At 56.4% G+C, this 21,519-nt stretch carries 27 protein-coding genes; 8 read left to right on the top strand and 19 right to left on the bottom strand.

Going from position 1 to position 21,519, the window contains the following annotated elements; all coding sequences use genetic code 11:
* The coding region (locus RR877_RS07410) for an AMP-binding protein (RefSeq protein ID WP_332627862.1) at positions 1–320 on the bottom strand (320 nt) is incomplete at its 3' end.
* 7 nt (positions 321–327) lie between these two features.
* Positions 328–1,218, bottom strand: a complete 891-nt coding sequence (locus RR877_RS07405; protein WP_277494578.1) for a 1,4-dihydroxy-2-naphthoyl-CoA synthase — start codon at positions 1,216–1,218, stop codon at positions 328–330.
* A 45-nt stretch (positions 1,219–1,263) separates the two neighbouring features.
* Here RR877_RS07405 and RR877_RS07400 point away from each other — a divergent pair, with 45 nt between their 5' ends.
* On the top strand, positions 1,264–2,238 hold the full coding sequence (locus RR877_RS07400; RefSeq protein ID WP_332627861.1) for an o-succinylbenzoate synthase: 975 nt from the start codon (positions 1,264–1,266) through the stop codon (positions 2,236–2,238).
* Positions 2,239–2,241: 3 nt separating this feature from the next.
* On the opposite strand, the gene ccsB is transcribed toward RR877_RS07400, so the two are convergent.
* From ccsB to RR877_RS07375, 5 genes are read right to left on the bottom strand one after another with little or no spacing between them, the layout of a single operon-like run.
* The gene (gene ccsB / locus RR877_RS07395; RefSeq protein ID WP_110234930.1) at positions 2,242–3,111 is read right to left on the bottom strand and encodes a c-type cytochrome biogenesis protein CcsB; all 870 of its coding nucleotides are present in this window, start codon (positions 3,109–3,111) and stop codon (positions 2,242–2,244) included.
* Positions 3,112–3,151: 40 nt separating this feature from the next.
* The gene (locus tag RR877_RS07390) at positions 3,152–4,789 is read right to left on the bottom strand and encodes a cytochrome c biogenesis protein ResB (RefSeq protein ID WP_332627860.1); all 1,638 of its coding nucleotides are present in this window, start codon (positions 4,787–4,789) and stop codon (positions 3,152–3,154) included.
* Positions 4,773–5,525 (bottom strand): cytochrome c biogenesis protein CcdA, encoded by a 753-nt coding sequence (locus tag RR877_RS07385; RefSeq protein WP_110234691.1) that lies wholly within the window; start codon positions 5,523–5,525, stop codon positions 4,773–4,775. Before RR877_RS07385 ends, RR877_RS07390 begins: the two co-directional genes overlap by 17 nt.
* Positions 5,526–6,128: a TlpA disulfide reductase family protein gene (locus RR877_RS07380; RefSeq protein WP_277494574.1), complete on the bottom strand. Its 603-nt coding sequence runs from the start codon at positions 6,126–6,128 to the stop codon at positions 5,526–5,528. It abuts the gene before it with no gap.
* Positions 6,125–6,784, bottom strand: a complete 660-nt coding sequence (locus RR877_RS07375) for a histidine phosphatase family protein (RefSeq protein ID WP_110234693.1) — start codon at positions 6,782–6,784, stop codon at positions 6,125–6,127. Before RR877_RS07375 ends, RR877_RS07380 begins: the two co-directional genes overlap by 4 nt.
* A 65-nt stretch (positions 6,785–6,849) precedes the next feature.
* Between RR877_RS07375 and aspS the strand changes: the two genes are divergently transcribed.
* On the top strand, positions 6,850–8,160 hold the full coding sequence (aspS, locus tag RR877_RS07370) for an aspartate--tRNA(Asn) ligase (RefSeq protein ID WP_280804566.1): 1,311 nt from the start codon (positions 6,850–6,852) through the stop codon (positions 8,158–8,160).
* A gap of 66 nt (positions 8,161–8,226) precedes the next feature.
* Here aspS and RR877_RS07365 read toward each other — a convergent pair whose 3' ends face one another.
* Positions 8,227–8,487 carry a glutaredoxin domain-containing protein gene (locus RR877_RS07365; RefSeq protein ID WP_280800740.1) on the bottom strand — a complete coding sequence of 87 codons (261 nt, stop codon included), beginning with the start codon at positions 8,485–8,487 and terminating at the stop codon, positions 8,227–8,229.
* A 96-nt stretch (positions 8,488–8,583) separates the two neighbouring features.
* Here RR877_RS07365 and RR877_RS07360 point away from each other — a divergent pair, with 96 nt between their 5' ends.
* Complete coding sequence (locus tag RR877_RS07360; protein ID WP_110234696.1) at positions 8,584–8,967, top strand: SHOCT domain-containing protein; 384 nt, start codon at positions 8,584–8,586, stop codon at positions 8,965–8,967.
* A gap of 61 nt (positions 8,968–9,028) precedes the next feature.
* Here the strand turns inward: RR877_RS07360 and RR877_RS07355 are convergent, their stop codons facing one another.
* The 4 genes from RR877_RS07355 to RR877_RS07340 form a co-directional block, all read right to left on the bottom strand.
* Positions 9,029–9,331: a Dabb family protein gene (locus tag RR877_RS07355; protein ID WP_332551332.1), complete on the bottom strand. Its 303-nt coding sequence runs from the start codon at positions 9,329–9,331 to the stop codon at positions 9,029–9,031.
* Positions 9,328–9,585 carry a glutaredoxin family protein gene (locus RR877_RS07350; RefSeq protein ID WP_277494569.1) on the bottom strand — a complete coding sequence of 86 codons (258 nt, stop codon included), beginning with the start codon at positions 9,583–9,585 and terminating at the stop codon, positions 9,328–9,330. Before RR877_RS07350 ends, RR877_RS07355 begins: the two co-directional genes overlap by 4 nt.
* 92 nt (positions 9,586–9,677) lie before the next feature.
* Positions 9,678–9,776: an AURKAIP1/COX24 domain-containing protein gene (locus RR877_RS07345; protein WP_003792170.1), complete on the bottom strand. Its 99-nt coding sequence runs from the start codon at positions 9,774–9,776 to the stop codon at positions 9,678–9,680.
* Between the two features lie 81 nt (positions 9,777–9,857).
* On the bottom strand, positions 9,858–10,337 hold the full coding sequence (locus RR877_RS07340) for a metalloregulator ArsR/SmtB family transcription factor (protein ID WP_277494568.1): 480 nt from the start codon (positions 10,335–10,337) through the stop codon (positions 9,858–9,860).
* 49 nt (positions 10,338–10,386) lie between these two features.
* On the opposite strand from RR877_RS07340, the gene RR877_RS07335 reads away from it, so the two are divergent.
* A complete protein-coding gene (locus RR877_RS07335; RefSeq protein WP_332551334.1) occupies positions 10,387–11,772 on the top strand; it encodes a potassium transporter TrkG in 1,386 nt (461 codons plus the stop codon).
* Positions 11,765–12,436: a TrkA family potassium uptake protein gene (locus tag RR877_RS07330; RefSeq protein ID WP_332551331.1), complete on the top strand. Its 672-nt coding sequence runs from the start codon at positions 11,765–11,767 to the stop codon at positions 12,434–12,436. Before RR877_RS07335 ends, RR877_RS07330 begins: the two co-directional genes overlap by 8 nt.
* A gap of 3 nt (positions 12,437–12,439) precedes the next feature.
* Here RR877_RS07330 and proC read toward each other — a convergent pair whose 3' ends face one another.
* Positions 12,440–13,252: a pyrroline-5-carboxylate reductase gene (gene proC / locus RR877_RS07325; protein WP_332551333.1), complete on the bottom strand. Its 813-nt coding sequence runs from the start codon at positions 13,250–13,252 to the stop codon at positions 12,440–12,442.
* Positions 13,253–13,338: 86 nt separating this feature from the next.
* Between proC and RR877_RS07320 the strand changes: the two genes are divergently transcribed.
* The gene (locus RR877_RS07320) at positions 13,339–14,301 is read left to right on the top strand and encodes a cation diffusion facilitator family transporter (RefSeq protein WP_332551330.1); all 963 of its coding nucleotides are present in this window, start codon (positions 13,339–13,341) and stop codon (positions 14,299–14,301) included.
* On the opposite strand, the gene tadA is transcribed toward RR877_RS07320, so the two are convergent.
* Positions 14,298–14,768, bottom strand: coding sequence for a tRNA adenosine(34) deaminase TadA (gene tadA, locus RR877_RS07315; RefSeq protein WP_332551329.1), 471 nt, complete (start codon positions 14,766–14,768; stop codon positions 14,298–14,300). The genes RR877_RS07320 and tadA overlap by 4 nt on opposite strands.
* A 236-nt stretch (positions 14,769–15,004) precedes the next feature.
* On the opposite strand from tadA, the gene RR877_RS07310 reads away from it, so the two are divergent.
* Together RR877_RS07310 and RR877_RS07305 are read left to right on the top strand one after the other, a co-directional pair.
* Positions 15,005–15,622 (top strand): winged helix-turn-helix domain-containing protein, encoded by a 618-nt coding sequence (locus RR877_RS07310; RefSeq protein ID WP_332627859.1) that lies wholly within the window; start codon positions 15,005–15,007, stop codon positions 15,620–15,622.
* A 182-nt stretch (positions 15,623–15,804) separates the two neighbouring features.
* The gene (locus RR877_RS07305; RefSeq protein WP_332619047.1) at positions 15,805–17,226 is read left to right on the top strand and encodes a deoxyribodipyrimidine photo-lyase; all 1,422 of its coding nucleotides are present in this window, start codon (positions 15,805–15,807) and stop codon (positions 17,224–17,226) included.
* A 52-nt stretch (positions 17,227–17,278) separates the two neighbouring features.
* Here RR877_RS07305 and RR877_RS07300 read toward each other — a convergent pair whose 3' ends face one another.
* From RR877_RS07300 to RR877_RS07280, 5 genes are all read right to left on the bottom strand, one after another.
* Positions 17,279–17,641 carry a rhodanese-like domain-containing protein gene (locus tag RR877_RS07300; RefSeq protein ID WP_332551522.1) on the bottom strand — a complete coding sequence of 121 codons (363 nt, stop codon included), beginning with the start codon at positions 17,639–17,641 and terminating at the stop codon, positions 17,279–17,281.
* A gap of 37 nt (positions 17,642–17,678) precedes the next feature.
* Positions 17,679–18,524 carry a transglutaminase family protein gene (locus RR877_RS07295; protein WP_332619046.1) on the bottom strand — a complete coding sequence of 282 codons (846 nt, stop codon included), beginning with the start codon at positions 18,522–18,524 and terminating at the stop codon, positions 17,679–17,681.
* Complete coding sequence (locus RR877_RS07290; protein WP_332619045.1) at positions 18,521–19,450, bottom strand: alpha-E domain-containing protein; 930 nt, start codon at positions 19,448–19,450, stop codon at positions 18,521–18,523. The genes RR877_RS07295 and RR877_RS07290 overlap by 4 nt, the downstream gene beginning before the upstream one ends.
* Complete coding sequence (locus RR877_RS07285; RefSeq protein ID WP_332619044.1) at positions 19,444–21,141, bottom strand: circularly permuted type 2 ATP-grasp protein; 1,698 nt, start codon at positions 21,139–21,141, stop codon at positions 19,444–19,446. The genes RR877_RS07290 and RR877_RS07285 overlap by 7 nt, the downstream gene beginning before the upstream one ends.
* Before the next feature lie 73 nt (positions 21,142–21,214).
* Positions 21,215–21,352 (bottom strand): DUF2256 domain-containing protein, encoded by a 138-nt coding sequence (locus RR877_RS07280; RefSeq protein ID WP_332627858.1) that lies wholly within the window; start codon positions 21,350–21,352, stop codon positions 21,215–21,217.
* Positions 21,353–21,519 lie beyond the last annotated feature (167 nt).

Here is a 21,519-nt window from a genome sequence, read left to right as displayed (position 1 = left end):
ATCCCTGCGATGTAAGTGAGGGGCAACGCCAGCAACCACTGCCCTGGCCCACCGAGACGTTCGTGTGCAGAGAGAGCACTGGCTCGAAGTGCCGCAGCACTCAGCGCAACCGTCTTCGGTTTACCCGAAGTACCAGATGTCTGGATGAGCAAAGCCGTTCCGTCTGGGGCTTCGGTCAGCGGGGTCTCTCCTGCTGCCACCATCCGGGATGCACGTGCGTCCCGAACCAACACAGCAGGTCCATTGTTGTTCAGAGCTTCTGAGAGTGCGGCAAAGACCTGCTGCGGCGCGGCCGCATCACAGAGCACCACAGCTGTCATGTGAGGCCTAGTAGTGCCAGGGGTAGGGCGACCAGTCAGGTTCGCGCTTCTGCAGGAATGAATCGCGGCCTTCGACTGCCTCGTCTGTGCCATAGGCAAGACGCGTAGCTTCACCAGCGAAGACTTGCTGACCCAAGATGCCATCGTCGACAGCATTGAAGGCAAACTTCAGCATGCGTATAGCGGTGGGCGACTTGGTCATAATGGTACGTGCCATGGCGAGAGCTTCTGTCTCGAGATCTTCGTGCGCCACAACTCGGTTGACGGCACCCATTTCATAGGCGCGGTCTGCACTGTATTCCTCCGCAAGGAAGAACACCTCACGAGCAAACTTCTGACCCACCTGCTTGGCAAAGTAAGCGCTGCCGTAACCGGCATCAAACGAGCCCACGTCAGCATCGGTCTGCTTGAAGTGTGCGTTTTCACGGCTGGCAATAGAGAGATCGCAGACCACGTGAAGAGAGTGTCCACCACCGGCTGCCCAACCTGGGATGACAGCAATGACAACCTTGGGCATCGTGCGAATCAAGCGCTGCACTTCAAGAATGTGCAGACGGCCGGTTCCGGTGGAACCGTCGGCGTATTCATAGCCGGCCTTGCCGCGGATGCGCTGATCGCCACCGGAGCAGAATGCCCAGCCGCCATCCTTGGGGCTAGGACCATTACCGGTGATGAGCACAACGCCCACCTTGCTGTTCTGACGGGCATCGTCGAGTGCGCGGTAGAGCTCATCAACCGTCTGGGGGCGGAAAGCATTGCGCACCTCGGGACGGTTGAAGGCAATGCGAGCAACCTGTCCGCGCACGTCGAGGTGGTAGGTGATGTCCGTGAAGCCTTCTGAGCCAGGTGCAACAACCCACTGCGTGGGGTCAAAGATGTCCGAAACGGGAGATGCCATGCCTCCAGCCTACGAGAACCACAGCAACGGTGGGAGACTAGGCATGTGCACCCACCCCTTTCTGAGCTTCTCGCCACCGCCCGCGTGGTCTCACTTCCGCTTGCAGTGAAGTTTCGTGGCATCTGGTCCAGAGAGATCATGCTGTTCCAAGGGCCTGAAGGCTGGACCGAGTTCAGCCCCTTCGTGGAATACAACGACGACGAGGCCGTGCACTGGCTTCGTGCTGCGATTGAGTTTGGCTGGCAGCCTTTACCGAAGCTGTATCGCGACCAGATCATGGTTAATGCCACTGTTCCTGCTGTTGCCCCTGATCAGGTAGCCGAAGTTCTTTCCCACTTTGATGGCTGTCGCACCGCCAAGGTCAAGGTGGGCGAACCCGGTCAGCTTCTCAGCGAGGACGTCGAGCGTGTACGTGAAGTGCGCAGAATTCTGGGCCCTGAGGGCCGCATTCGCGTGGATGCCAACGCCGCCTGGAATGTAGACGAGGCAGAGCATGCCTTCCATGCCCTGGCTGAGTTCGATCTCGAATACGTTGAGCAGCCCTGCGCTTCACTCGACGAACTCGCAGAGCTGCGTGAGCGCACCCACTACATGGACGTGCTGATCGCTGCCGATGAGAGTATTCGTAAAGCAGAAGATCCTCGAGCAGTTGCACAAGCCGTTGCGGCAGATGTGTTGGTGCTCAAAGCACAGCCCTTGGGTGGCATCTCGAAAATTGTGGAGCTTTCTGAAGAAGTAACCCTGCCCATCGTGCTCTCCAGTGCCCTGGAATCTTCCGTGGGCATTGCCATGGGTCTCTATGCCGCAGCTGCGGTGAAAGTGCTCGACTACGACTGCGGCTTAGGAACAGCATCCCTGTTAGCCGGTGACGTCACTGAGGCACCTATGGTGGCCCAGGGGGGCTCTATTGCCGTGCAGCGTCCTGCGGTCAGTGAAGACTTGCTCGAGCGCTTCGCAGCCAGCTCTGACACCACTGCGTGGTGGCTGGAGCGGCTGGAGCGCTGCTACAACCTGCTCTAAGGCTTAGAGGCCTGAGTAAGCGTGCAGGCCCTTGAAGAAGATGTTCACCACTGTGAAGTTGAACATCACCGCGGCAAAGCCCACCATGGCTAGCCATGCAGAACGGCTACCACGCCATCCACGGGTGGAGCGGGCGTGGATGTAACCGGCATAGATGGTCCAGATAATGAAGGTCCAGACTTCCTTGGTGTCCCAACCCCAGTAACGACCCCAGGCCTTTTCTGCCCAGATGGCGCCGGCGATGAGGGTGAAGGTCCAGAGCACGAAACCGATGATGATCAGACGGTAAGCAAAGTTCTCCAGCTGCACAGAGTCAGGAAGTCTCGTCAGGAAAGCCAAACGTGTCTTCTCGCCCGCAGCAACAGCACTCTCTCGCTTGCCTTGAAGAAGCTGCATCAAGGAGAGTGCGAAGCCCAGGGCGAAGAAGCCCGTGGCAAGAGTTGCCACGAAGACGTGGATAACGAGCCAGTAGGACTGAAGCGCAGGTGGGAGTGGAGCGATCTCGACGTAATAGCGAGTGGCTGCAAGACCCAGCAGTAGCAGAACCAGACCTGTAACAAAGGAACCCAGGAACTTTATGTCCCATTTCAGGTTCACAAGAAGGAAGACGCCCACAATTACGAGGGTTCCCGTCATGGCGAACTCATACATGTTTGCCCAGGGAACTCGGGAAGCGGCAAGACCGCGCATCACTGTGGCAGCAAGTTGCAACAAGAAACCAATGACGGTCAGTGCCATCGCAACGCGAGCAAGCTTGCGTCGTTCGGGCACAACGGCGACCTTCTTTGCCTCGCCAACGGCTGCTGAATCGTCACTGGCACCTTTAGCAAGGTCAAGAGTGAACAGCACAAACGCGATGGCGTAGATTGCCATGGCCGAATAGAGGGCAAGAACGGAGTACTGCGAGAGGGTGTCAGTCACGGGTCAATCCTAAGGCTCGTTCGAGCTTGTCTTTCAGGGCAGCAACGGCGCCCTCAAGCGTTGGGTCATCACCACGGGCAAGACCAGCGCATTCCGCTGTAACCGAACCGTCTGCGTTTTCAGTGACCGAAACCCACATGCGCCTGCGGGGGATGAAAAGGGAGATCAAGAGGCCACCCAGGGCGGACAGTGCAAAGACCAGGACCCACCCTTGCGTGGGGTCACGGTGAATATCGAGTGAGACAAATCGCTTCACTCCGTCAAAGGTCACCGTACCCAAACCATTGGGAAGTTCGACGGTGTCACCGATTTTGAACTCGAGCGACTTCTGAGGCGCTTTGCGTCCTGCGAGTTTGGTCATGTCCTCGGTATCAAGGGCATAAACAGAACGAGGAATTCCTTCATCGAGACCCAGATCCCCGGCATACACGTCCAAGGTCAATCGAGGGTCGATCAAGTCTGGATACATCGAGAAGAAAGCACCGCTGTGGCCTGCACTCACAGTGGGATAGAAGAAACCAATCAAACCAACTTGTTCTGCCAAGCCGTCTGGAAGTTTGATCACACCAAGCGAGGTGAGGTTCATGTCCTGAGGCAGAAAGTTCACGGAGTCCGTAAAGACGACATTGCCTTCAGGGTCACGAACCGTCACCGTGGGGGCATAGCCATGGCCAAGGAGATAGACATCGGTGCCGGCAATGCGCAAAGGCTCGTTGACCTTGATGGTCTGCTTCTGAGGTTCTTCACCCTTAATTTGCGTGGTCACCTCAGCGGTGAAATCCACAGGCTGACCAATCGCGTTGGAGTTTTGCTCTTCATACACAGCAGTGAACTTGTCCAACTGAATTGTGTAAGGAGGAAGCGAGGCTGAGTTGAAGAAGCGTCCTGGGTTGAACGAGTCAAAGGCAATCAGTGAGTTAGTGAAGGCTTGGCCCTCATAAAAAGCGCGCTGACCGGCAAAGCCAAAGCCACCACCAAAGCCCACGGCAATGAGAACACCGACCAGGGCAAAGTGGAAGATGAGGTTTCCGGTCTCGCGCATGTATCCGCGCTCTGCAGAGACCGTAATTGCAGCTTCGGTCTTGAGCTTGCCCTTGCCTCCGGCAGCACGGTCATAGCGAGCGACGCGGTAACGGTCTGACTTGAGAACCTTGCGTGCTGCTTCGAGTACTTCTTCTGCGCTCTTGCCCGAGATAGTGAGCTTGGCATACGCAGGCAGGCGAACCAGGTTCGCAGGAGTAACAGGAGGCTGAGCACGCAATGCTTCGATGTGGTGCTTAGTGCGGGGAAGCACGCACCCAATCAGGGAAACAAACAGCAACAGATAGATGGCCGAGAACCACGCCGAGGAATACACATCGAACATCTGGAACTGATCCAGTATCGGTGCGGTGTCCTTGTGGTCGACGAAGTATTGGCTCACACCGTTGGGGTCTGAGCTGCGCTGTGGAACAAGAGAGCCAGGAACAGCAGCGATAGCCAGCAGCAACAGAAGGAGTAGCGCGGTGCGCATGCTGGTGAGCTGACGCCAGAACCAGCGCAGCCAGCCCACAACACCAAGGTTGGGGTTCATAATCTTGGCGTCGACGTCAACAGGTTTCGAATCAATGTGATCAGAGGGTCGGGACAAAGTTATTGATCACCGCCTGTAGTTGATAGATCCATGCAGTCCACAATCCCGTCACCATGAGCACACCCATGACGATCAGCAGAACTCCACCGAAGATGTTGATGGCTCGAATATGACGCTTGAGGAAAGCGACTGAGCCTGTTGCCCAGCCTAAGCCCAGAGCAAGAAGGACGAAGGGGATACCCAAACCGAGGCAGTAAGCAAAGCCGAGCAGCGCACCGCGCCAGGGCGAGGCAGCATCAATACTCAGCGACAAGATGGCGGTCAGCGTGGGACCCATGCATGGGGTCCAACCCAAACCAAAAACAATGCCCAGCAAGGGAGCGCCGGCGAGGCCCCTGGCTGGGGAAATCTTGAGCTTGGCGGTGCGTTGAAAGAAACCGAACTGTCCAATAAAGATAAAGCCCATGGCAATCACAACGAAGCCCAAGATGACCGTGATGAGTTCTTGCCATTGGATCAACCAGGCACCGATGGCTCCAAAGGCGGCGCCATAGAGAACAAAGACAAGAGAGAAACCGGCAATAAACAGCGAGACGCCGGCAACCATGCGACGAATGTTCCTGCGACGACCCTGCTTATCTGTTGCTGGTTGAGTCACTCCACTGACATAGGCAAGGTAGCCGGGAACAAGCGGGAGAACACAGGGTGAGGCAAAGGAGATGAGTCCGGCTAGCAACGCCAACGGGATGGCGACAAGAAGCTGCCCGCTGTAAACCAGCTCACCCACGTTCATTTACTGAGCGCTCGATTCCGCGGAGATGTCATTGATCAACGTAGAAAGAATGGACGGGTCTGTGAGTTGACCCAAGATGCGGGCCGCGACTCTGCCTTGGGCATCCAAGACCAACGTGGTGGGAACAGCATTGGGGGGAACCTGAGCAGCAAAGGCAAGCTGCGCCTGACCGTCTTGGTCAATGATGCTCTGGTAGGTGATGCCAAAACGTTTGTTGAAGCTGTCGATGGTGGCAGCCTGATCACGCACGTTCACCCCGAGGAAGTTCACACCCTGTGGTGACATCTCGTTGTAGACCTGCTCCAGATCTGGTGCCTCAGCACGGCAAGGAGCACAGCCCGCGTACCAGAAATTGACCACAAGAACATTGCCCAGATAGTCAGCAGAAGAAACTTTTTCGCCAGACTCTGTCGTTCCCGAGAACGTAATCACGTCACCACGGTTGTCGAGCGTGATCTCGGTGATGGAGCCATCACCAGCGATGTAGTTCTTGTTGGAACCTTCTCGGTATTGCTCAGCTAGAGGATCACTAGAACATCCCGACAGGCCCAGTGCAAGAACGGCAGCACCAGCAATCAGAACTGTTGTCAGTTTCTTCCTCATACTGCTCCCACGTCCAATGCTGTTGCGGTCAGTTCGGCAGCTGGCTCAACATAACCCACCTCAACAAAACCCAGCTCGGGCTTCATGGGGTCAATGAGTTCCAGGGTGGTGATGCTGGACAGGGTGCAGCGACGAGCGCGAGGATCGTGGAACAAGTTCTTGCCATTGACGTCACGGTGAACCATCCAGATGGGGAGTTGGTGGCTCACAATCACGACGTCACCACCGGGCACCGAAGTAGCAGCGTCAATCATTGCTTCGCGCATGCGCGAGGCAATGGATTGGTAGGGCTCGCCCCAGCTGGGACGGAAGGGGTTCACCAGGTATTTCCAGTTACCAGAATCCTTGAGTGCGGAGTCGGCACCGCGCATGCGCTTTCCCTCAAATGCATTGGTGGGTTCAATAACCCGTTCATCAATATCGATAGGCAACGCAAGCGCCTGAGAAACCGGTGCTGCGGATTCTTGTGTGCGCTGGAGGGGGGAAGCAATCAGGCGTGAATAAGCGCGGCCACGACCGGCTAAATCTGCTGCAGCAAGAGCTGCCATCTGGTGGCCAGCCTCGGAGAGACCGTATTCAGGCAAACGGCCATACAGCACCCGGTTCGGGTTGAAAACCTCGCCGTGACGGACGAGGTGAAGCTGAGTGGCGACCATGCTTCTAAGTCTACGGTTGCCGTTCCGGTGAATTCGCCGAGAGTGGGTCAGTAAACTTGTTGCTTGTGACTGAACGCATCGTAATTAAGAACCTGGCAAGCATCCCCGAGGGCAACGTAACCGTGGCCGGATGGGTCGATAAAGTCCGTGACCAGAAGAAGGTGCAGTTCGTTGTGCTCCGCGATGAGAGCGGAGCAGCACAACTCGTTCACCCTCGCGCTGAAGAATCTGACCCTATTGCTGACATCATTTCTGGTCTGGCTACCGGAACCTTCATCCGTGTCACAGGTGAGCTCAAGCTCGACGAGCGCGTGAAGCTTGGCGGCTTGGAAATCAAGATTGCCGACATCGAGGTTGTCACAGCTGCGAATCCTGAGACTCCAATTGCTGCTGACTCGGGCATCGACAAGCGTCTGGACTGGCGCTTCCTCGACCTGCGTGAAGCTCGCAACAACCTCATCTTCCGCGCACAGACCACTCTTGAGCACGCCATGCGTACCTACTGGATTGAGCGCGACTTCATCGAGCTGCACACCCCCAAGCTCATGGCAAGCGCCAGCGAATCCAACGCTGAACTCTTCGAGGTCGAATACTTCGAAGGCAAGGCATACCTCGCGCAGTCTCCTCAGTTCTTCAAACAGATGGCGCAGTCCGCTGGCTTTGGCAAGATCTTCGAGATCGGCCCCGTCTTCCGCGCAGACCCTTCCTTCACTTCTCGTCACGCCACCGAGTTCATCTCGGTTGACGCTGAGATCAGCTGGATCGACAGCCACGAAGACGTCATGAAGATGCAGGAAGAGCTTCTCGTTGCCGCCATTAGCGCGGTCAAGGAAAAGCACGGCGAGGAAATCAAGGAACTGTTCGACGTGGACGTCGTCGTTCCCACCATTCCTTTCCCCAGAATTCCTCTGGCTGAAGCCAAGAAGATTGTTGCTGAGCGTGGCTATGAAGTACCTCGCAACGATGACGACATGGACCCCGAGGGTGAGCGTCAGATTGCTGCTTACGTGGCAGAGAAGTATGGCCACGAGTTCGTCTTCTTGACCGACTACGCCACCAGCATTCGTCCGTTCTATCACATGCGTAATGCAGACGATCAGACCATCACCAACAGCTACGACCTGATCTGGCGCGGCACTGAGATCACCACTGGTGCTCAGCGTGAACACCGCATCGACATTCTCGAAGCACAGGCACGCGAGAAGGGTCTTGACCCCACCGAGCTCGAGTTCTACCTCGACTTCTTCCGCTACGGCGTTCCACCCCACGGTGGATTCGGTATGGGCCTGTCTCGCGTGATGATGCTCATGCTGCACCAGCCCAACCTGCGCGAGGTTACCTACCTCTTCCGCGGACCCAACCGTCTGACCCCGTAGTCAGCTCAGCTTCAACGACAAACGCCTCCGAATCTCGGAGGCGTTTGTGTGTTAAGTAGATGAACTTTAGATTGAGCCCAGCTCTTTGAGCTTGGCGTGCAGTTCGCTGTCTGCAGGCTCAACCTGGAATGCCCCATCGGGGAAGGAGATAACGGGGATGTTCTTGCGACCCGCAATTCCTTCAGCAATGGCTGCTGCCTCTGGCACTGCTTCGAGGTCGACGTACTCGTAGTCAACGCCAAGAGTGTCGAGGAGCTTCTTTGAGCGGCGGCAGTCACCACACCACTCGGCTCCATACATCGTGATTTTGTCCTGTGGATTACTCATACCTTTAGCCTAATCCTCGCTACGATTACGTGTTGGGATAAATTTCCCGCACAGGTTTCGGTTTACACCGGTTCCACTTTTGAAAGGTTTATAACTATGGGCGACATGTCCTTCCTCACAATGTTCATCTGGGCATTTGTTTTCATTGCTTACCTGATGGTCCTCTTCTCGATCATTGGTGACCTCTTCCGCGACCACAAAATGTCCGGTTGGGCTAAGGCAGCATGGATCTTCTTCCTCATCATCGGTTTCTGGATTACCGCTCTGATCTACCTCATCGTTCGCGGTGGCGGTATGGCAGCACGCCAGCAGGCTGCTATGCAGGAAGCACAGGCTCAGGCTGACGCTTACATTAAGCAGGTCGCAGGCGAGTCTTCTCACGCAGATGAGATCGCTAAGGCACAGGCACTCAAGGACTCTGGCGCACTGACCGCTGCTGAGTTCACCGCTTTGAAGAAGAAGATCCTCGCTTCGAAGTAGTCATTGAACAACACGAAGGCCCCGGGTTATCCCGGGGCCTTCGTCGTTAACACTTGAGTTCTTAGAACTCGTAGTCGACAGCAGTGCGCTGCGCCGCATACTTCTTGATTACCTTGGCAGCCTCTTCGTGAGCAGGGTGTGCTGCATAGGCAGCAAGGCCGTCGGCGTCATCGAAGGTGGAGTCCAGGACTACGTCATAGTTGGCGCCCACGAATAAAGAATTGGGGCGAACGGTGAGTGAGCGCAGCGTGGGAACAACTCCGTTGAGTCCTTCGAGTGCCACGCGCATCTCTTCTGCCTGAGCGAGCTTCTCTTCTGGAGCCTCGCTGGCCAACTTCCACATCACGATGTGACGAATACTCATGAGAGCTCCTTTAATGCTTTGGTGAGACGCTCAGGGTCGATGCGCCAGTAGTTGTGAACCTTGCCATTAATCAACAGCACAGGAATCTGATCCCAATAGGAATCAAAGAGATCTTTGTCGTCTTCGATGCTCAGCTCTTCCACCTGGATAGGCAGCGTAGGCAGAGACTCCACAACCGAAGTAACGACGGCTTCTGCGTCTTCACACAGGTGGCAGCCTGGCTTACCAATCAGGGTGAGGGTTATCTCGGACACCCCTCCAGACTAAGACACTGCTTCGTGCCAGAAGACAGCAAAAAGCGCCAGAGCTGATGCTCTGACGCCTTTATGCTGCAAGAAGTAGAGACCTACTTCTTGTTGCGACGCTGGTGGCGAGTCTTACGAAGCAACTTACGGTGCTTCTTCTTCGCCATACGCTTGCGGCGCTTCTTGATGACTGAACCCACACGAACCTCACAAAAATTGGGCTAGATCGCGATGATTGCGATCAGTGACTGGCAAATAATGCCTCGTGGAAGTCTAGCGGATTACTTACCGCTGGATTTACGAAGGCGGGAAACTGCATTACGAACAGCATCCTTGGTGGTGTTCTGCAGGTCGCCAAAGGCCTGAGTTACCTGGAATACGGTGGTGGCCGCAGCGCTACCAACTGACGTTCCTGCCGCAACCACGGCTTCATCGGCAGCTGCGAAGAGTCGTTCCTGGCCTGCATCATCCAGATCGCCGGGGAAGTTCACGCTGAGGAATGGGATGGCCCAGTCTTCGAGCTCTTCCAGAGGTGTGGGGTCGAGGTGGTAGAGACGGTGCTGACCATCCTCACGAACACCAACCAGTCCAGCTTCGCGGAGTACTTTCAACTGCTTTGAAACAGTGGGCTGGCTCAGGCCAGTGCGTGCTACGAGTTCGGACACGCTCATCTCACCCGAGTCAGCAACCAGGTTCTCTAAAAGAATCTGCAGCATCTCGCGGCGGGTGGAATCTGCGACTACGTCAAAAATGTCAGCCATGGAATAAGGTTACCGCCCTATATGCACCGCGTAGCATGAAGGAGTGAAGATGATCCGTGAAGCGATTGAAGCTTTTGCTTCTCGCTCCCCCTCCCGCTTTGCCATTGTGGTGTTTGCGGCCATCATCGCACTCTTCACCATCTTGTTCAGCCTGCCGGCAGCGAGCGCTGATGGCGTCGCCACCAACTTTGCAGACGCCCTCTTCACCGCAACCTCGATGGTCTGCGTTGCCGGGCTCACCACCGTCGACATGGCAACGCACTGGTCACCATTGGGCAATGCTTTCGTGTTCCTAGCCACTCAGATTGGTGCGCTCGGTGTGTTGACCTTAGCCTCGATTCTGGGTGCGATTATTGCTGGTCGGTTGGGCCTGCGTGCTCGCCTGATGGCGGCCAGCGACACCAACCCCCTGCGCCTGCACGCTGGCCCCGTTGCTGAAGGCCAAGCCATTCGCCTCGGTGAGATCGGTGGCCTGCTGGCCACTGTGGCCATCAGTGCCTTCGTCATCGAGGTGGGCGTCGCCATCGCCGTGCTACCCAGTGTCTTGGCTGCTGGCTATGACCTGGGCCAGGCCATCTGGTATTCCATCTACTACTCCGCCATGGCATTCACCAACACTGGTGTCACACCCAACATCGAGGGGCTGACCCCCTTCGCGCATGACTACTGGTTCCTGTTTATGCTGATGTTCGGCGTGACCTTGGGAAGTATTGGTTTCCCTGTTCTCTTTGCGCTGTCACGCAACTTCAAGCGTCGTGCTCGCTGGTCCCTGCACGTGAAACTGACCATCTTGGCCTGGAGCTTGCTCTGGGTTGTGGGTGTTGTGGCATTTATGTTCTTGGAACAAAGTAACGGTGCAACGTTTAGGAACCTCAACCCAGGGGAGCAGATCTTCCAGTCCGGCTTCATGTCAACCATGGCTCGTTCCGGCGGCTTCGCACTGATCCCCACCAGCGAGTTGGACTCGGCGAGCTTGTTTGTCACCGACGTCCTCATGTTCATCGGTGGTGGTTCTGCCTCAACTGCTGGCGGTATCAAGGTGACCACGTTTGCTGTCTTGCTGTTGGCAGCTTTTGCTGAAGCTCGAGGTCGCTCCTCGATTGAGATCTTCCAGCGGCGCATTCCCGGTGATGTACTTCGTCTCGCTGTCAGCGTCTTGCTCTGGGGTGCACTCACGGTGGGATTTGCCACGCTGTTCCTTCTGGCACTCACCGACGCACCATTCGAATATGTGTTATTCGACGTGATCTCAGGATTTGGCACCGTGGGACTGTCCACCGGCGTCACCGCAAACCTGCCCGACCCCGGCGTCTATCTCATGGCTCTGGTCATGTTCATGGGCCGAGTCGGTACAGTTACCCTCGCAGCTGCTCTTGCTGTTACCCAAAAGGGGCAGTTGTTCAACCGACCAGAAGAGAGGCCCATCGTTGGCTAAAAACTCTAAAAAAGACAATGCCGTTCTCGTCATTGGACTGGGCCGTTTCGGTGCTGCCACGGCAGACACCCTCACCAAACTCGATCGTGAAGTCCTCGCCGTGGACACCGATATGAATCTGGTTCAGCAGTGGTCTGATCTGGTAACCCACAGCGTCCAAGCAGATGTCACCCGGTTGGAAGCGCTCCAGCAGATTGGTGCTGAGAAGTTCTCAACAGCGGTCGTTGCCGTAGGGTCCTCGATCGAGGCAAGCGTGCTCATCACCGCAAACCTGGTGGATCTGGGCATTCCTCAGATCTGGTCCAAGGCTGTCAGTGAATCTCACGGAAAGATTTTGGAGCGCATCGGTGCTACCCACGTCATCTTCCCTGAGGCAGAAGCCGGCGAGCGCGTTGCTCACCTGCTCAACGGTCAGATGTTGGACTTCGTCGAAGTCGACGAAGACTTCGCCATCGTCCGGATGTTCCCACCCCGCGTTTTACTGGGGAAGACTCTTGCACAAGCAGGCATTCGTAACGAATACAAGATCACCACGGTGGGCGTGAAAAAGCCTGGTGAATCTTTCACCTATGCAACGGCTGAGACTCTCATTGCTGATGGTGATCAGATCTTGGTCTCAGGTCACCCTGATGACATTGAGAAGTTCGCCGCACTTCCCAAGTAGTTCTTACTCTCCGCGAGCCATTTCTTCGGAACGGGCAATCGCTGCCTGTGTTCCCTTGAGCAAGATGTCCTTGATATCTGCCTCATCGAAGACGGCAATCGCGCGTTCGGTGCTGCCCTTGGGGCTGGTCACCTGGCGGCGTAGTTCTGCAGGCTCTTCTCCTGACTGGGCTAGTAGCTCCACTGCTCCGCGGAAGGTGCCCTGCACCATCTTCTCTGCCTGCTCAGCACTGAAACCGTGCTCGAGGGCAACCTTGGTCAGCTGCTCAATGAAGTAGAAGACATAAGCAGGGCCTGAACCAGAGATGGCTCCGAGAGCATCGATCTTGTTCTCGGGAAGAATGATGACTTCTCCCACTGTGCTGAACATCGAGGAAATGAGCTCCAGCTGTGCAGGAGTGGAGCGAGTGCCTGCTGCAATGCCGGTGACACCGAGTCCAATCTTGGAGGGAGTATTGGGCATGGTGCGAATAACGGAGACGTGCTCGGGTAGGTGAGCTTCCATGGTTGCGGTGGTGACACCGGCCGCAACGCTGACCACAATGGCGCCTTCGGCGAGCGCGGGGGAGATCTCATCGAGCAGGTCGGGCACCATGGCAGGCTTCACAGCGACGAGCACGATCTGTGCACCGGCAACTGCCTTGCTGTTGGCCTCAGGGTCATTGGCTGTTGCCCAGGCCTGAACTCGTGGTTCGGTGTCGAACCGGGCAGCGTTCTCGGCGCTGCGGTTCGTCACACGTACCTGCCCGTCCACGCTGACATGGGGAGCTAAGAGGCCGGCCAGGATGGCTCGTGCCATCGAGCCAGCACCCAGCATCGCGATGGTCGGAAGGGTTACCTGTGTTTTGTCTGTCACCTGCTCATTCTAGGATTGGGACACAAGCCAATGAGGGAGATACGTCGATGAGCCATTCAGGTGGAACCAAAGCAATCGTTGCTGCACTGCTGGCAAACCTCGGTATTGCCGCCACCAAGTTCATTGCATGGGCGTTCTCCGGAGCTACCTCTCTGCTAGCCGAGGGTGTTCACTCCCTCGCTGACTCCGGTAACCAGCTTCTGTTGTTACTCGGTGGGCGCAAGGCAAAGAAACGTGCTGACGGCAAGCACCCCTTCGGCTATGGCCGTGAGCGCTTCGTCTACGCCTTCGTTGTGTCCATCATCTTGTTCAGCGTGGGTGGCGTCTTCTCTCTCTATGAAGGAATCCACAAGCTGCAACACCCTGAGCCTATTGAGATGTGGTGGCTGCCCATTTTGGTGCTTTCCATCTCGATTGTTCTTGAGAGCTTCTCGCTCCGCACCGCCATCAAGGAATCTAACCCGCTACGTGGCAATGCATCCTGGTTCCAGTTCATTCGTCACGCTAAGGCACCCGAGCTTCCTGTCGTCCTGCTCGAGGACACTGCAGCTCTGCTTGGTTTGGTGCTGGCCTTCTTTGGTGTGGGCTTGACGGTCATTACCGGTGACAGCATCTTCGATGCCCTGGGCACCATTGCAATTGGTGTGCTGTTGATTATTGTGGCCATCATCTTGGGACTCGAGACCAAGGGTCTGCTTGTCGGTGAAGGCGCCAGCGTTGAGGACGTCCAGGCCATCGAGAAGGCCATCATTTCCGGCGGTGAGACCGACGGCATTATTCACATGAAGACCCTCTACCTCGGCCCAGATGAGTTCATGATTGGCGCCAAGCTTGCCTTCCCTGCAGAGCTCCGCTTCTCTGAAGTGGCGAAATCTATCGACAGCATTGAGACCCGCGTGCGCGAGGCAGTTCCTGCAGCACGTGTGATTTACATTGAGCCTGATGTGGCACGTCTTGACCGCACCGAATCCGTGGCAACAGATGCCATCGTGATTAAGGGAACTGACTAACCGAGCTTCTCTCGGAAGAATTCGGTCAGGAGCTGACCACATTCTTCGGCCAGCACACCTGAGATGACCTCAACCTGGTGGTTGAGACGGCGGTCTCGTAAGAGATCAAAGACGGAGCCGGCGGCTCCGGCTTTCTCGTCCCAGGCGCCATAAACAACGGTGGGGATGCGTGCTGCCAGGATTGCTCCGGCACACATCACACAAGGTTCGAGAGTGACCACGAGCGTGCAGTCACTCAGGCGCCAATTTCCAAGTTTCTCTGCCGCAGCACGAATAGCCATCACCTCGGCATGTCCAAGGGGATCTTCATCACGCTCTTTGGTGTTGCGTCCGGTGGCGATAACGGTACCGGCTTCATCTAAGATCACCGCACCCACGGGCACATCATCGGTGTGAGCACAGGCACGTGCTTCCACCAGCGCAAGCTCCATTTGAGCCTTACGCTCCTGAGAAGTGGGAACTGCCATACTTCGAGCCTATATCCGCTTATTTGACAGGGTTTAGCGCAGTCCGGTTAACTTATCTCTATGACAACTGGCGCTCACACCTTCACCGGTGCTCACGGCATGATGCCCGTGATGAGCTGTGCCTGCCGTCGAATGTGTTACAGCAACTAACTTCCGCTGCATCACCCCTCATTCGACTCTCAACACATCGTCCGTGTTAACCCGGCCTGATGTTTATGGCACCACAAAGGATTCCAATGTCAACCCCCACCGAACGCCCTATCCCCAAGGGATTCGCGCTCTATGTCGGCCTCGATGAGGCTACTGCTGCTGAGCGTGGCCTGGACTTGAGTAAGGTTGTGGAAGCTCTCAAGAAGCTCACCAACGAACTCGTTCCTGGTACCGAAACCTATGCGGCAGTTGCCCTAGCTCCTGCCAGCTCGCGCGGTCGACAGGTGGACCTGGTTCGCCTCGCTCTGCAAGAGCCTTCCGCCGTGGCGAAATACACACCAGAAGGAGATTTTGAGCCATCTGATGGTGACGGTGGTGTTGTGGTCGACATTTCGCGCAAGCGCGTGCTGATTGACTACCAAGCAGCGCCGCTGACCTTCAAAGAATTTGAACTTCTCCAGTTCCTGGTTGTTCACAAGGGTGAGACCATCAGCCGTGAAGAAATCATCAAGGCACTCTGGCGCGAAGATGATCTCGATATCCCCAACGAGCGCACTATCGATGTTCACGTCCGACGCCTTCGCTCCAAGCTTGGCCGCTTCGAAGACATCGTGCGCACGGTGCGTGGTGTGGGATATCGCTATGACACTCACGCTGACGTAACCGTCATGCATGCTGGCACCCCCAGCCCTGACCTTTTCTAAAGTTCTCAGGAAACTTGTAGGAAAAACTCTTCCCCACCGTTACCGTTCCGTTATAAAGTGTCATTACGAGTGTTGCTTGCTGTGGCTAACTCGTGAATGTGATTGCAAAACTCTTGGTGTAATACAAGGGCCGATCGGATGCCTCTTCCGATCGGCCCTTTCCCATTGCCTAGGCTGTACTCATGACATGCTCACTCGTATGGCTGCGCGATGATCTTCGCGTTGCAGATAACCCCGCTTTTGTTGCTGCGGTAGATCGTGGTGAGCCCGTCGTTGTGGTGTTCATCTTGGATGAAGTCTCCCCGGGCATTCGCCCCCTCGGTGGCGCAACAAAGTGGTGGCTCCACCACAGCCTGAACTCTTTGCGTGACAAGCTTCACCGCCTCGGGGGTGAGCTCATTCTGCGCCAGGGTGCTGCCCCGGACATCATTCGCAACCTCATCCGCGAGACGGGTGCAACTGCGCTCTACTGGAATCGTCGCTATGGCAAGCCCGAGCGCGACATGGACGCCAGCATCAAGGACTACGCCAAAGCCTCCGGACTCGAAGCTCACAGTTTCCAGGCCAACCTGTTGTTTGAGCCTTGGACGGTGCGCACCGGAAGTGGCACTCCCTATACCGTGTTCACTCCGTTCTGGAAGTCCTGCATCAACCGCCCGAGTCCACCCAGGCTTCCTGCGCCCACGCCCGAGTCCATCACTTCTCCGGCAACACTTCCTGACAGTGATGACCTCGATAACTGGAACCTGCTTCCCACCAACCCCAACTGGGCACTTGCGTTCCCCGTTCGCTGGACTGTGGGAGAAAACGGTGCACACGCTGCCCTAGAGCGCTTTTTTGCCGGCCGCATTAATCGTTATGCCAAGGGCAGAGACTTCCCTGCCGAGTACTCGACCAGTGAGCTTTCACCCCACCTGCGGTGGGGCGAAATCAGCCCTTTCCAGATCTGGCATGCCACAGATGAGTTCCGTCGTGAACACGGCAACTCTGCAGAGATCTCTACAAACGCTGCCAAGTTCCTAGCGGAACTGGGATGGCGAGAGTTCAGCTATCACCTGCTTTATCACTGGCCAGATCTGGCCACCGTGAACTTTGATGCTCGCTTCAACCACTTCCCGTTGGGAGAACCAGATCCAGAGATTCTCGAGGCTTGGCAACAGGGTCGCACCGGCATTCCGATGGTGGATGCGGGCATGCGTGAACTCTGGCAGACCGGTTACATGCACAACCGTGTTCGCATGATTGCGGCATCATTCTTGATCAAGAACTTACTCATCGACTGGCGCGTGGGTGAAGCATGGTTCTGGGACACCCTCGTCGATGCTGATCCGGCAAGCAACGCTGCCTCCTGGCAGTGGGTTGCCGGCAGCGGAGCTGATGCTGCCCCCTACTTCCGTGTGTTCAACCCCGTGCTGCAAGCATACAAATTCGACCCGAAGCGGGAATACCTGCATCGCTACCTCGGAGAATATGAACACCCCATGCTCAGCGGATACCCCGAACCCATCGTGGATCTCCTCGAGTCACGAAATCGTGCACTCGAGGCGTTCAAGACCTTGGCGGATGTTCCGCGAAGCATCGCACCGCCCACCATCGATCTGTAAACAAAAATGCCCCGCTCGTTCGGCAAGAACAAGCGGGGCATTTCTTTGACTTCTATTGAACGATAGCGATGCCAGTTTTGGCCGAGGCATCGTTGACGCCACCAGCATCAACAACATTGGTGAAGCCAGAAGCCTTCATGATCTCGACTGCCTTGGCTGAACGGTTTCCGGAACGGCAGTAAACAACATATTCACCATCGGTAGGGAGCTGGCCCAAAATAGTACCGAAGTTGGCATCTTGAACATCAATATTCACCGCACCATCAAGGTGACCTTCGCTATATTCACTGGGCGTGCGTACATCAATAACAATGGTGTTGGAATCCACCGTGATGGGCTCACTTGCGGGAGCGCATGCGGACAACGCAAAGGTTGTCGCAAGAACGAGGGCGAACAGCGCTAAAAACTTCTTCATGTCCACAGAATAGCAGATACCCCTGGGGGTATCTTGCTTAGGCCTCTTTGGTGATCTCGACCTTGACGAAAACGCCTGATGCACTTGCGCCGGCATAGACACCGCGCAGCGGAGAAACATCCTTGTAGTCGCGACCACGAGCAATCAGCACGTGACGCTCACCGATGTTGAGCATGTTGGTGGGGTCATAGCCAAACCAGTCACCGGTGAACCATTCCACCCACGCGTGAGATTCACCCACGATCGTTTCACCGATGGCGGCGTCTGGCTTCGACTGCAAATAGCCAGAGACATAGCGGGCAGGGATGCCCACTGCGCGCAGAGCACCCAAGGTCACGTGAGCAATGTCCTGGCAGACACCTTTCTTGTTCTCCCAGGCATGGGTTGCCGTGGTCTGAACGCCGGTCACGCCCTTGGTGTATTCGATGTTGTCGTAGATTGCGGCGGCGATAGCCAAGGCAGCCTCACCTGGATTCTTGTGCTGAGCAACAATCTCCTGAGCAAGCTCCGCAAGTCCTTCGGGAGGAGTGGTGAGCCTGGTCTGCTCGGTGAATTCCACAAACTTGGTGCTGCTGGTGCGGGTCTTCTCCAGCTCTTCCCAACTCATATCGGGAACTTCTCGCAGTGCAGGGCGAACCTCAACAACACTGGTTGCCGTTACCGAGAGCTCGGTGTGGGGAGTGAGCACTTCAAAGGTGCTCACCTGGGTTCCCCAGTAATCGACATAACCGTGCTGAGCTGCCGTGGGGTGAATCTGGAGATTGGCCTGCAACACAAACTGTTCATTGTTGCTCACCGGCAGCATGCGTGCTTCGTTGTAGGACGCAGTCGCAGGAAGCTCATAGGAGAAACCTGTGCGGTGGACTATGCGGAGACGACTCATGAGTTCTCTCCAATCCAGACGGGCACCGCGCTGGTGGGGAAATACTTCAGGCGTATCTGATCACTGGCAGCACTGGTGACTGCTTGCACTTCTTCCATGTGAGCAGGAAGGTCATCCATGAGCTCAATAATCGGACGGAACGACAGTTCCGCACGAATACCACCGAGCAAACGCTGAGCCTGATCCACAACTCCCACGCGACCCTCACGAGGATCAATCTCACGCAAGCACTCTTCAGCTTTGGTCACCGAGTAGAGAATCGAGCGAGGGAAGAGGCGGTCAGTCAGCAAGAACTCTGCTGCATTCCTCGTCGAGGGAACACCGCGGTAGGTGCGCAGGTAGGCCTCATAGGCGCCGCAGCTACGCAAGATGGTGGTCCAAGAAGGTCCGCTGGCGTCGGTGAGCGACCTCGTCGCGAGCAGACGGGCGGTCATATCTGCACGCTCAAGCGCACGACCGAGCGTGAAGAACTGCCAGGCCTCGTCATGGCTGGTTGCCGAGTCCACGATGCCAATGGCGAGCGCTGCGCGCTCACGCACCCAGCGGAAGTATTCGTGGGTCTTCTCGGCAGCAACCTTCTTCGGGATGCGAGCGTTGGTGCTGTTGAGGCACTCCCACAATTCCGTCGAGACAATCTCGCGAGCACGACGAGCATTCTCACGTGCCGAGGCAATGGCGAACGCAATCGAACCCGGGTGCTGACGATCCACAGCCAAGTCATTGATCACGTCTTCACGGGTGACCAGCTTGCCGGGGGGAAGATCAGTACCCATCACAGAAAGCAATGAACGGCATGCGGTGTCTTCGTCGATCCAGGGATCTTCGAGCAGCAGCTGCAGGTGAACATCCAAGATACGGGCGGTTCCATCGGAACGCTCGACATAACGGCCAATCCAGAAGAGAGACTCGGCAATACGGCTCAGCATGAGCTCACCTCTCCGTCAACGGACTGTTGTTGCTGTTCTTGCTGCTGGTGACGCTTAGTGGCGTCATGATCCTGCGGAAGAACAGAGGGCAAGGAAGCACGTGATTCGTGTGAACCTGATGCGGAGCTTTCCACTTCATCTGACTCCAGGGTTGCTTGGTCAGCAACCAGGTCAGAGACACTGACGTGTTCACGCTTGGCGCCCTTGCCGGGACGATCTTCAATCGGACCGACAACCCACGTGTCCTTCGAGCCACCACCCTGGCTGGAGTTCACCACGAGCTCGCCCTCAGGAAGAGCAACGCGAGTGAGGCCACCGGGGAGAACATAAACGTCCTCGCCGTTATTGACGGCGAACGGGCGCAAGTCTGCGTGACGGGGACGAATACCGTCTTCCACGAGAGTGGGGATGGTGGAGAACTGAACAACCGGCTGGGCAATCCAACCGCGGGGATCCGCAATGAGGCGCTGGCGGAGAGCCTCGAGCTCTTCCTTGGATGCATCTGGTCCCACGACCAGGCCCTTTCCGCCAGAGCCATCCACAGGCTTCACCACGAGTTCGTCGAGACGATCGAGCACTTCTTCGAGAGCCTCGGGCTCTTCCAAGCGCCAGGTGTCGACATTGGGAAGGATTGGTTCTTCGCCGAGGTAGTACTTGGTCAGCTCGGGGACATAGGTGTAGACGAGCTTGTCATCTGCCACACCATTGCCCACGGCGTTGGCGATCGTTACGTGACCCAGGCGTGCGGCCAACAGCATGCCAGGAGAACCCAGGATGGAGTCCGGACGGAACTGCAGTGGATCAATGTATTCGTCATCTACGCGGCGGTAGATCACATCCACGCGCTTAGGTCCTGCCGTGGTGCGCATCCACACTCGGCCGTTCGAGCAGAACAGGTCGCGACCTTCCACCAACTCCACACCCATCAGGCGGGCAAGCAGGGTGTGCTCGAAGTAGGCAGAGTTATAAACACCTGGAGTGAGCACCACGATGGTGGGCTCGTCCACACCATCAGGTGCAGATGCCTGCAGTGCTTGCAGAAGTTTGTAGGGGTAGTCACCAACGGGGCGAACGCTCATTTCCACGAACAGCTCGGGAAGAGTCTGTGCCATCACACGGCGGTTGGAGATGACGTAGCTCACACCAGAGGGAACGCGCACGTTATCTTCCAGCACACGCCACGTGCCCTGCTGGTCACGAATGAGGTCAATACCGGCCACGTGGATGCGCACGCCATTGGCAGAGCGGATACCTGCTGCTTGACGGTGATAGTGGCTGGACGTGCTGATGAGCTTGGCGGGAATGACGCCGTCTCGCACCGCGTTCTGTGGTCCATAAACATCTGCCAAGAACATCTCGAGAACTTTGACCCGCTGCTGCACGCCCGCTTCGACGTTGTTCCAGTCGTCCGTTTCAATAACGCGGGGAACAGCATCGAGCGGGAAGGGTCGTTCTTCACCAGCGAAGTCGAAGGTCACACCCTGAGCAAGATAAGAACTGGCCAGAGCTTCCGTGCGACCACGAAGCTCTTCCTGGGTCATCTGAGCCAGGGCGTTATAGAGGTCTTTATAGGGAGCGCGGGGATTTCCGGGCTTGTCGGTCTTGGGGAACATCTCGTCCCACGCAGCGGCACCCTTACGTACCCGTGGTGTTTCACGGGTGTTGCCATAGCCATCAAAGAGGGTTGCCATATGTACATCCTGCCCGTCTTTGGTTACAAGCAGATTACCGCGAGACTTCTGCCCCTAGGAAGAGGTTCCTAAATTAACCCTTACATTTCTGCGAGCAATACTTCACGTTCACCCAGTCACGTTCCCACTTCTTGCGCCATTCAAAGGGCAGGCCACAACGTTCACAGGTTTTGGGAGGGAACCCGTTCTTGGTTTGTGCAACTCGAGGCATGAGCCCACGATAGCCCAGTCAGAGTTGTTCGGAATTTGCATTGTGGCAACAAAAAAGACCCACCGAAGTGAGTCTTGATTTGTGCGCCCGGAGGTGTCTAGGTTCACGACCTTGTTGACACATGAGTCGCGTCCTTATTAACACTAGATGAGTCGCGTCCTTGTTGA

The sequence above is a fragment of the Aurantimicrobium sp. genome, from assembly GCF_036667855.1.
GTDB lineage: Bacteria > Actinomycetota > Actinomycetes > Actinomycetales > Microbacteriaceae > Aurantimicrobium.
This window is presented reverse-complemented; position numbering and strand designations above follow the sequence as displayed.

Excerpts from the sequence above, each read along its gene's own strand:
- RR877_RS07405 (WP_277494578.1), bottom strand. The coding sequence starts at position 1,218 with ATGGCATCTCCCGTTTCGGACATCTTTGACCCCACGCAGTGGGTTGTT.
- ccsB (WP_110234930.1), bottom strand. The coding sequence starts at position 3,111 with ATGGCAATCTACGCCATCGCGTTTGTGCTGTTCACTCTTGACCTTGCT.
- RR877_RS07385 (WP_110234691.1), bottom strand. The coding sequence starts at position 5,525 with ATGAACGTGGGTGAGCTGGTTTACAGCGGGCAGCTTCTTGTCGCCATC.
- RR877_RS07380 (WP_277494574.1), bottom strand. The coding sequence starts at position 6,128 with ATGAGGAAGAAACTGACAACAGTTCTGATTGCTGGTGCTGCCGTTCTT.
- RR877_RS07375 (WP_110234693.1), bottom strand. The coding sequence starts at position 6,784 with ATGGTCGCCACTCAGCTTCACCTCGTCCGTCACGGCGAGGTTTTCAAC.
- RR877_RS07365 (WP_280800740.1), bottom strand. The coding sequence starts at position 8,487 with ATGAGTAATCCACAGGACAAAATCACGATGTATGGAGCCGAGTGGTGT.
- RR877_RS07360 (WP_110234696.1), top strand. The coding sequence starts at position 8,584 with ATGGGCGACATGTCCTTCCTCACAATGTTCATCTGGGCATTTGTTTTC.
- RR877_RS07355 (WP_332551332.1), bottom strand. The coding sequence starts at position 9,331 with ATGAGTATTCGTCACATCGTGATGTGGAAGTTGGCCAGCGAGGCTCCA.
- RR877_RS07340 (WP_277494568.1), bottom strand. The coding sequence starts at position 10,337 with ATGGCTGACATTTTTGACGTAGTCGCAGATTCCACCCGCCGCGAGATG.
- RR877_RS07335 (WP_332551334.1), top strand. The coding sequence starts at position 10,387 with ATGATCCGTGAAGCGATTGAAGCTTTTGCTTCTCGCTCCCCCTCCCGC.
- proC (WP_332551333.1), bottom strand. The coding sequence starts at position 13,252 with ATGCTGGGTGCTGGCTCGATGGCACGAGCCATCCTGGCCGGCCTCTTA.
- RR877_RS07320 (WP_332551330.1), top strand. The coding sequence starts at position 13,339 with ATGAGCCATTCAGGTGGAACCAAAGCAATCGTTGCTGCACTGCTGGCA.
- tadA (WP_332551329.1), bottom strand. The coding sequence starts at position 14,768 with ATGGCAGTTCCCACTTCTCAGGAGCGTAAGGCTCAAATGGAGCTTGCG.
- RR877_RS07310 (WP_332627859.1), top strand. The coding sequence starts at position 15,005 with ATGTCAACCCCCACCGAACGCCCTATCCCCAAGGGATTCGCGCTCTAT.
- RR877_RS07305 (WP_332619047.1), top strand. The coding sequence starts at position 15,805 with ATGACATGCTCACTCGTATGGCTGCGCGATGATCTTCGCGTTGCAGAT.
- RR877_RS07300 (WP_332551522.1), bottom strand. The coding sequence starts at position 17,641 with ATGAAGAAGTTTTTAGCGCTGTTCGCCCTCGTTCTTGCGACAACCTTT.
- RR877_RS07295 (WP_332619046.1), bottom strand. The coding sequence starts at position 18,524 with ATGAGTCGTCTCCGCATAGTCCACCGCACAGGTTTCTCCTATGAGCTT.
- RR877_RS07290 (WP_332619045.1), bottom strand. The coding sequence starts at position 19,450 with ATGCTGAGCCGTATTGCCGAGTCTCTCTTCTGGATTGGCCGTTATGTC.
- RR877_RS07285 (WP_332619044.1), bottom strand. The coding sequence starts at position 21,141 with ATGGCAACCCTCTTTGATGGCTATGGCAACACCCGTGAAACACCACGG.
- RR877_RS07280 (WP_332627858.1), bottom strand. The coding sequence starts at position 21,352 with ATGCCTCGAGTTGCACAAACCAAGAACGGGTTCCCTCCCAAAACCTGT.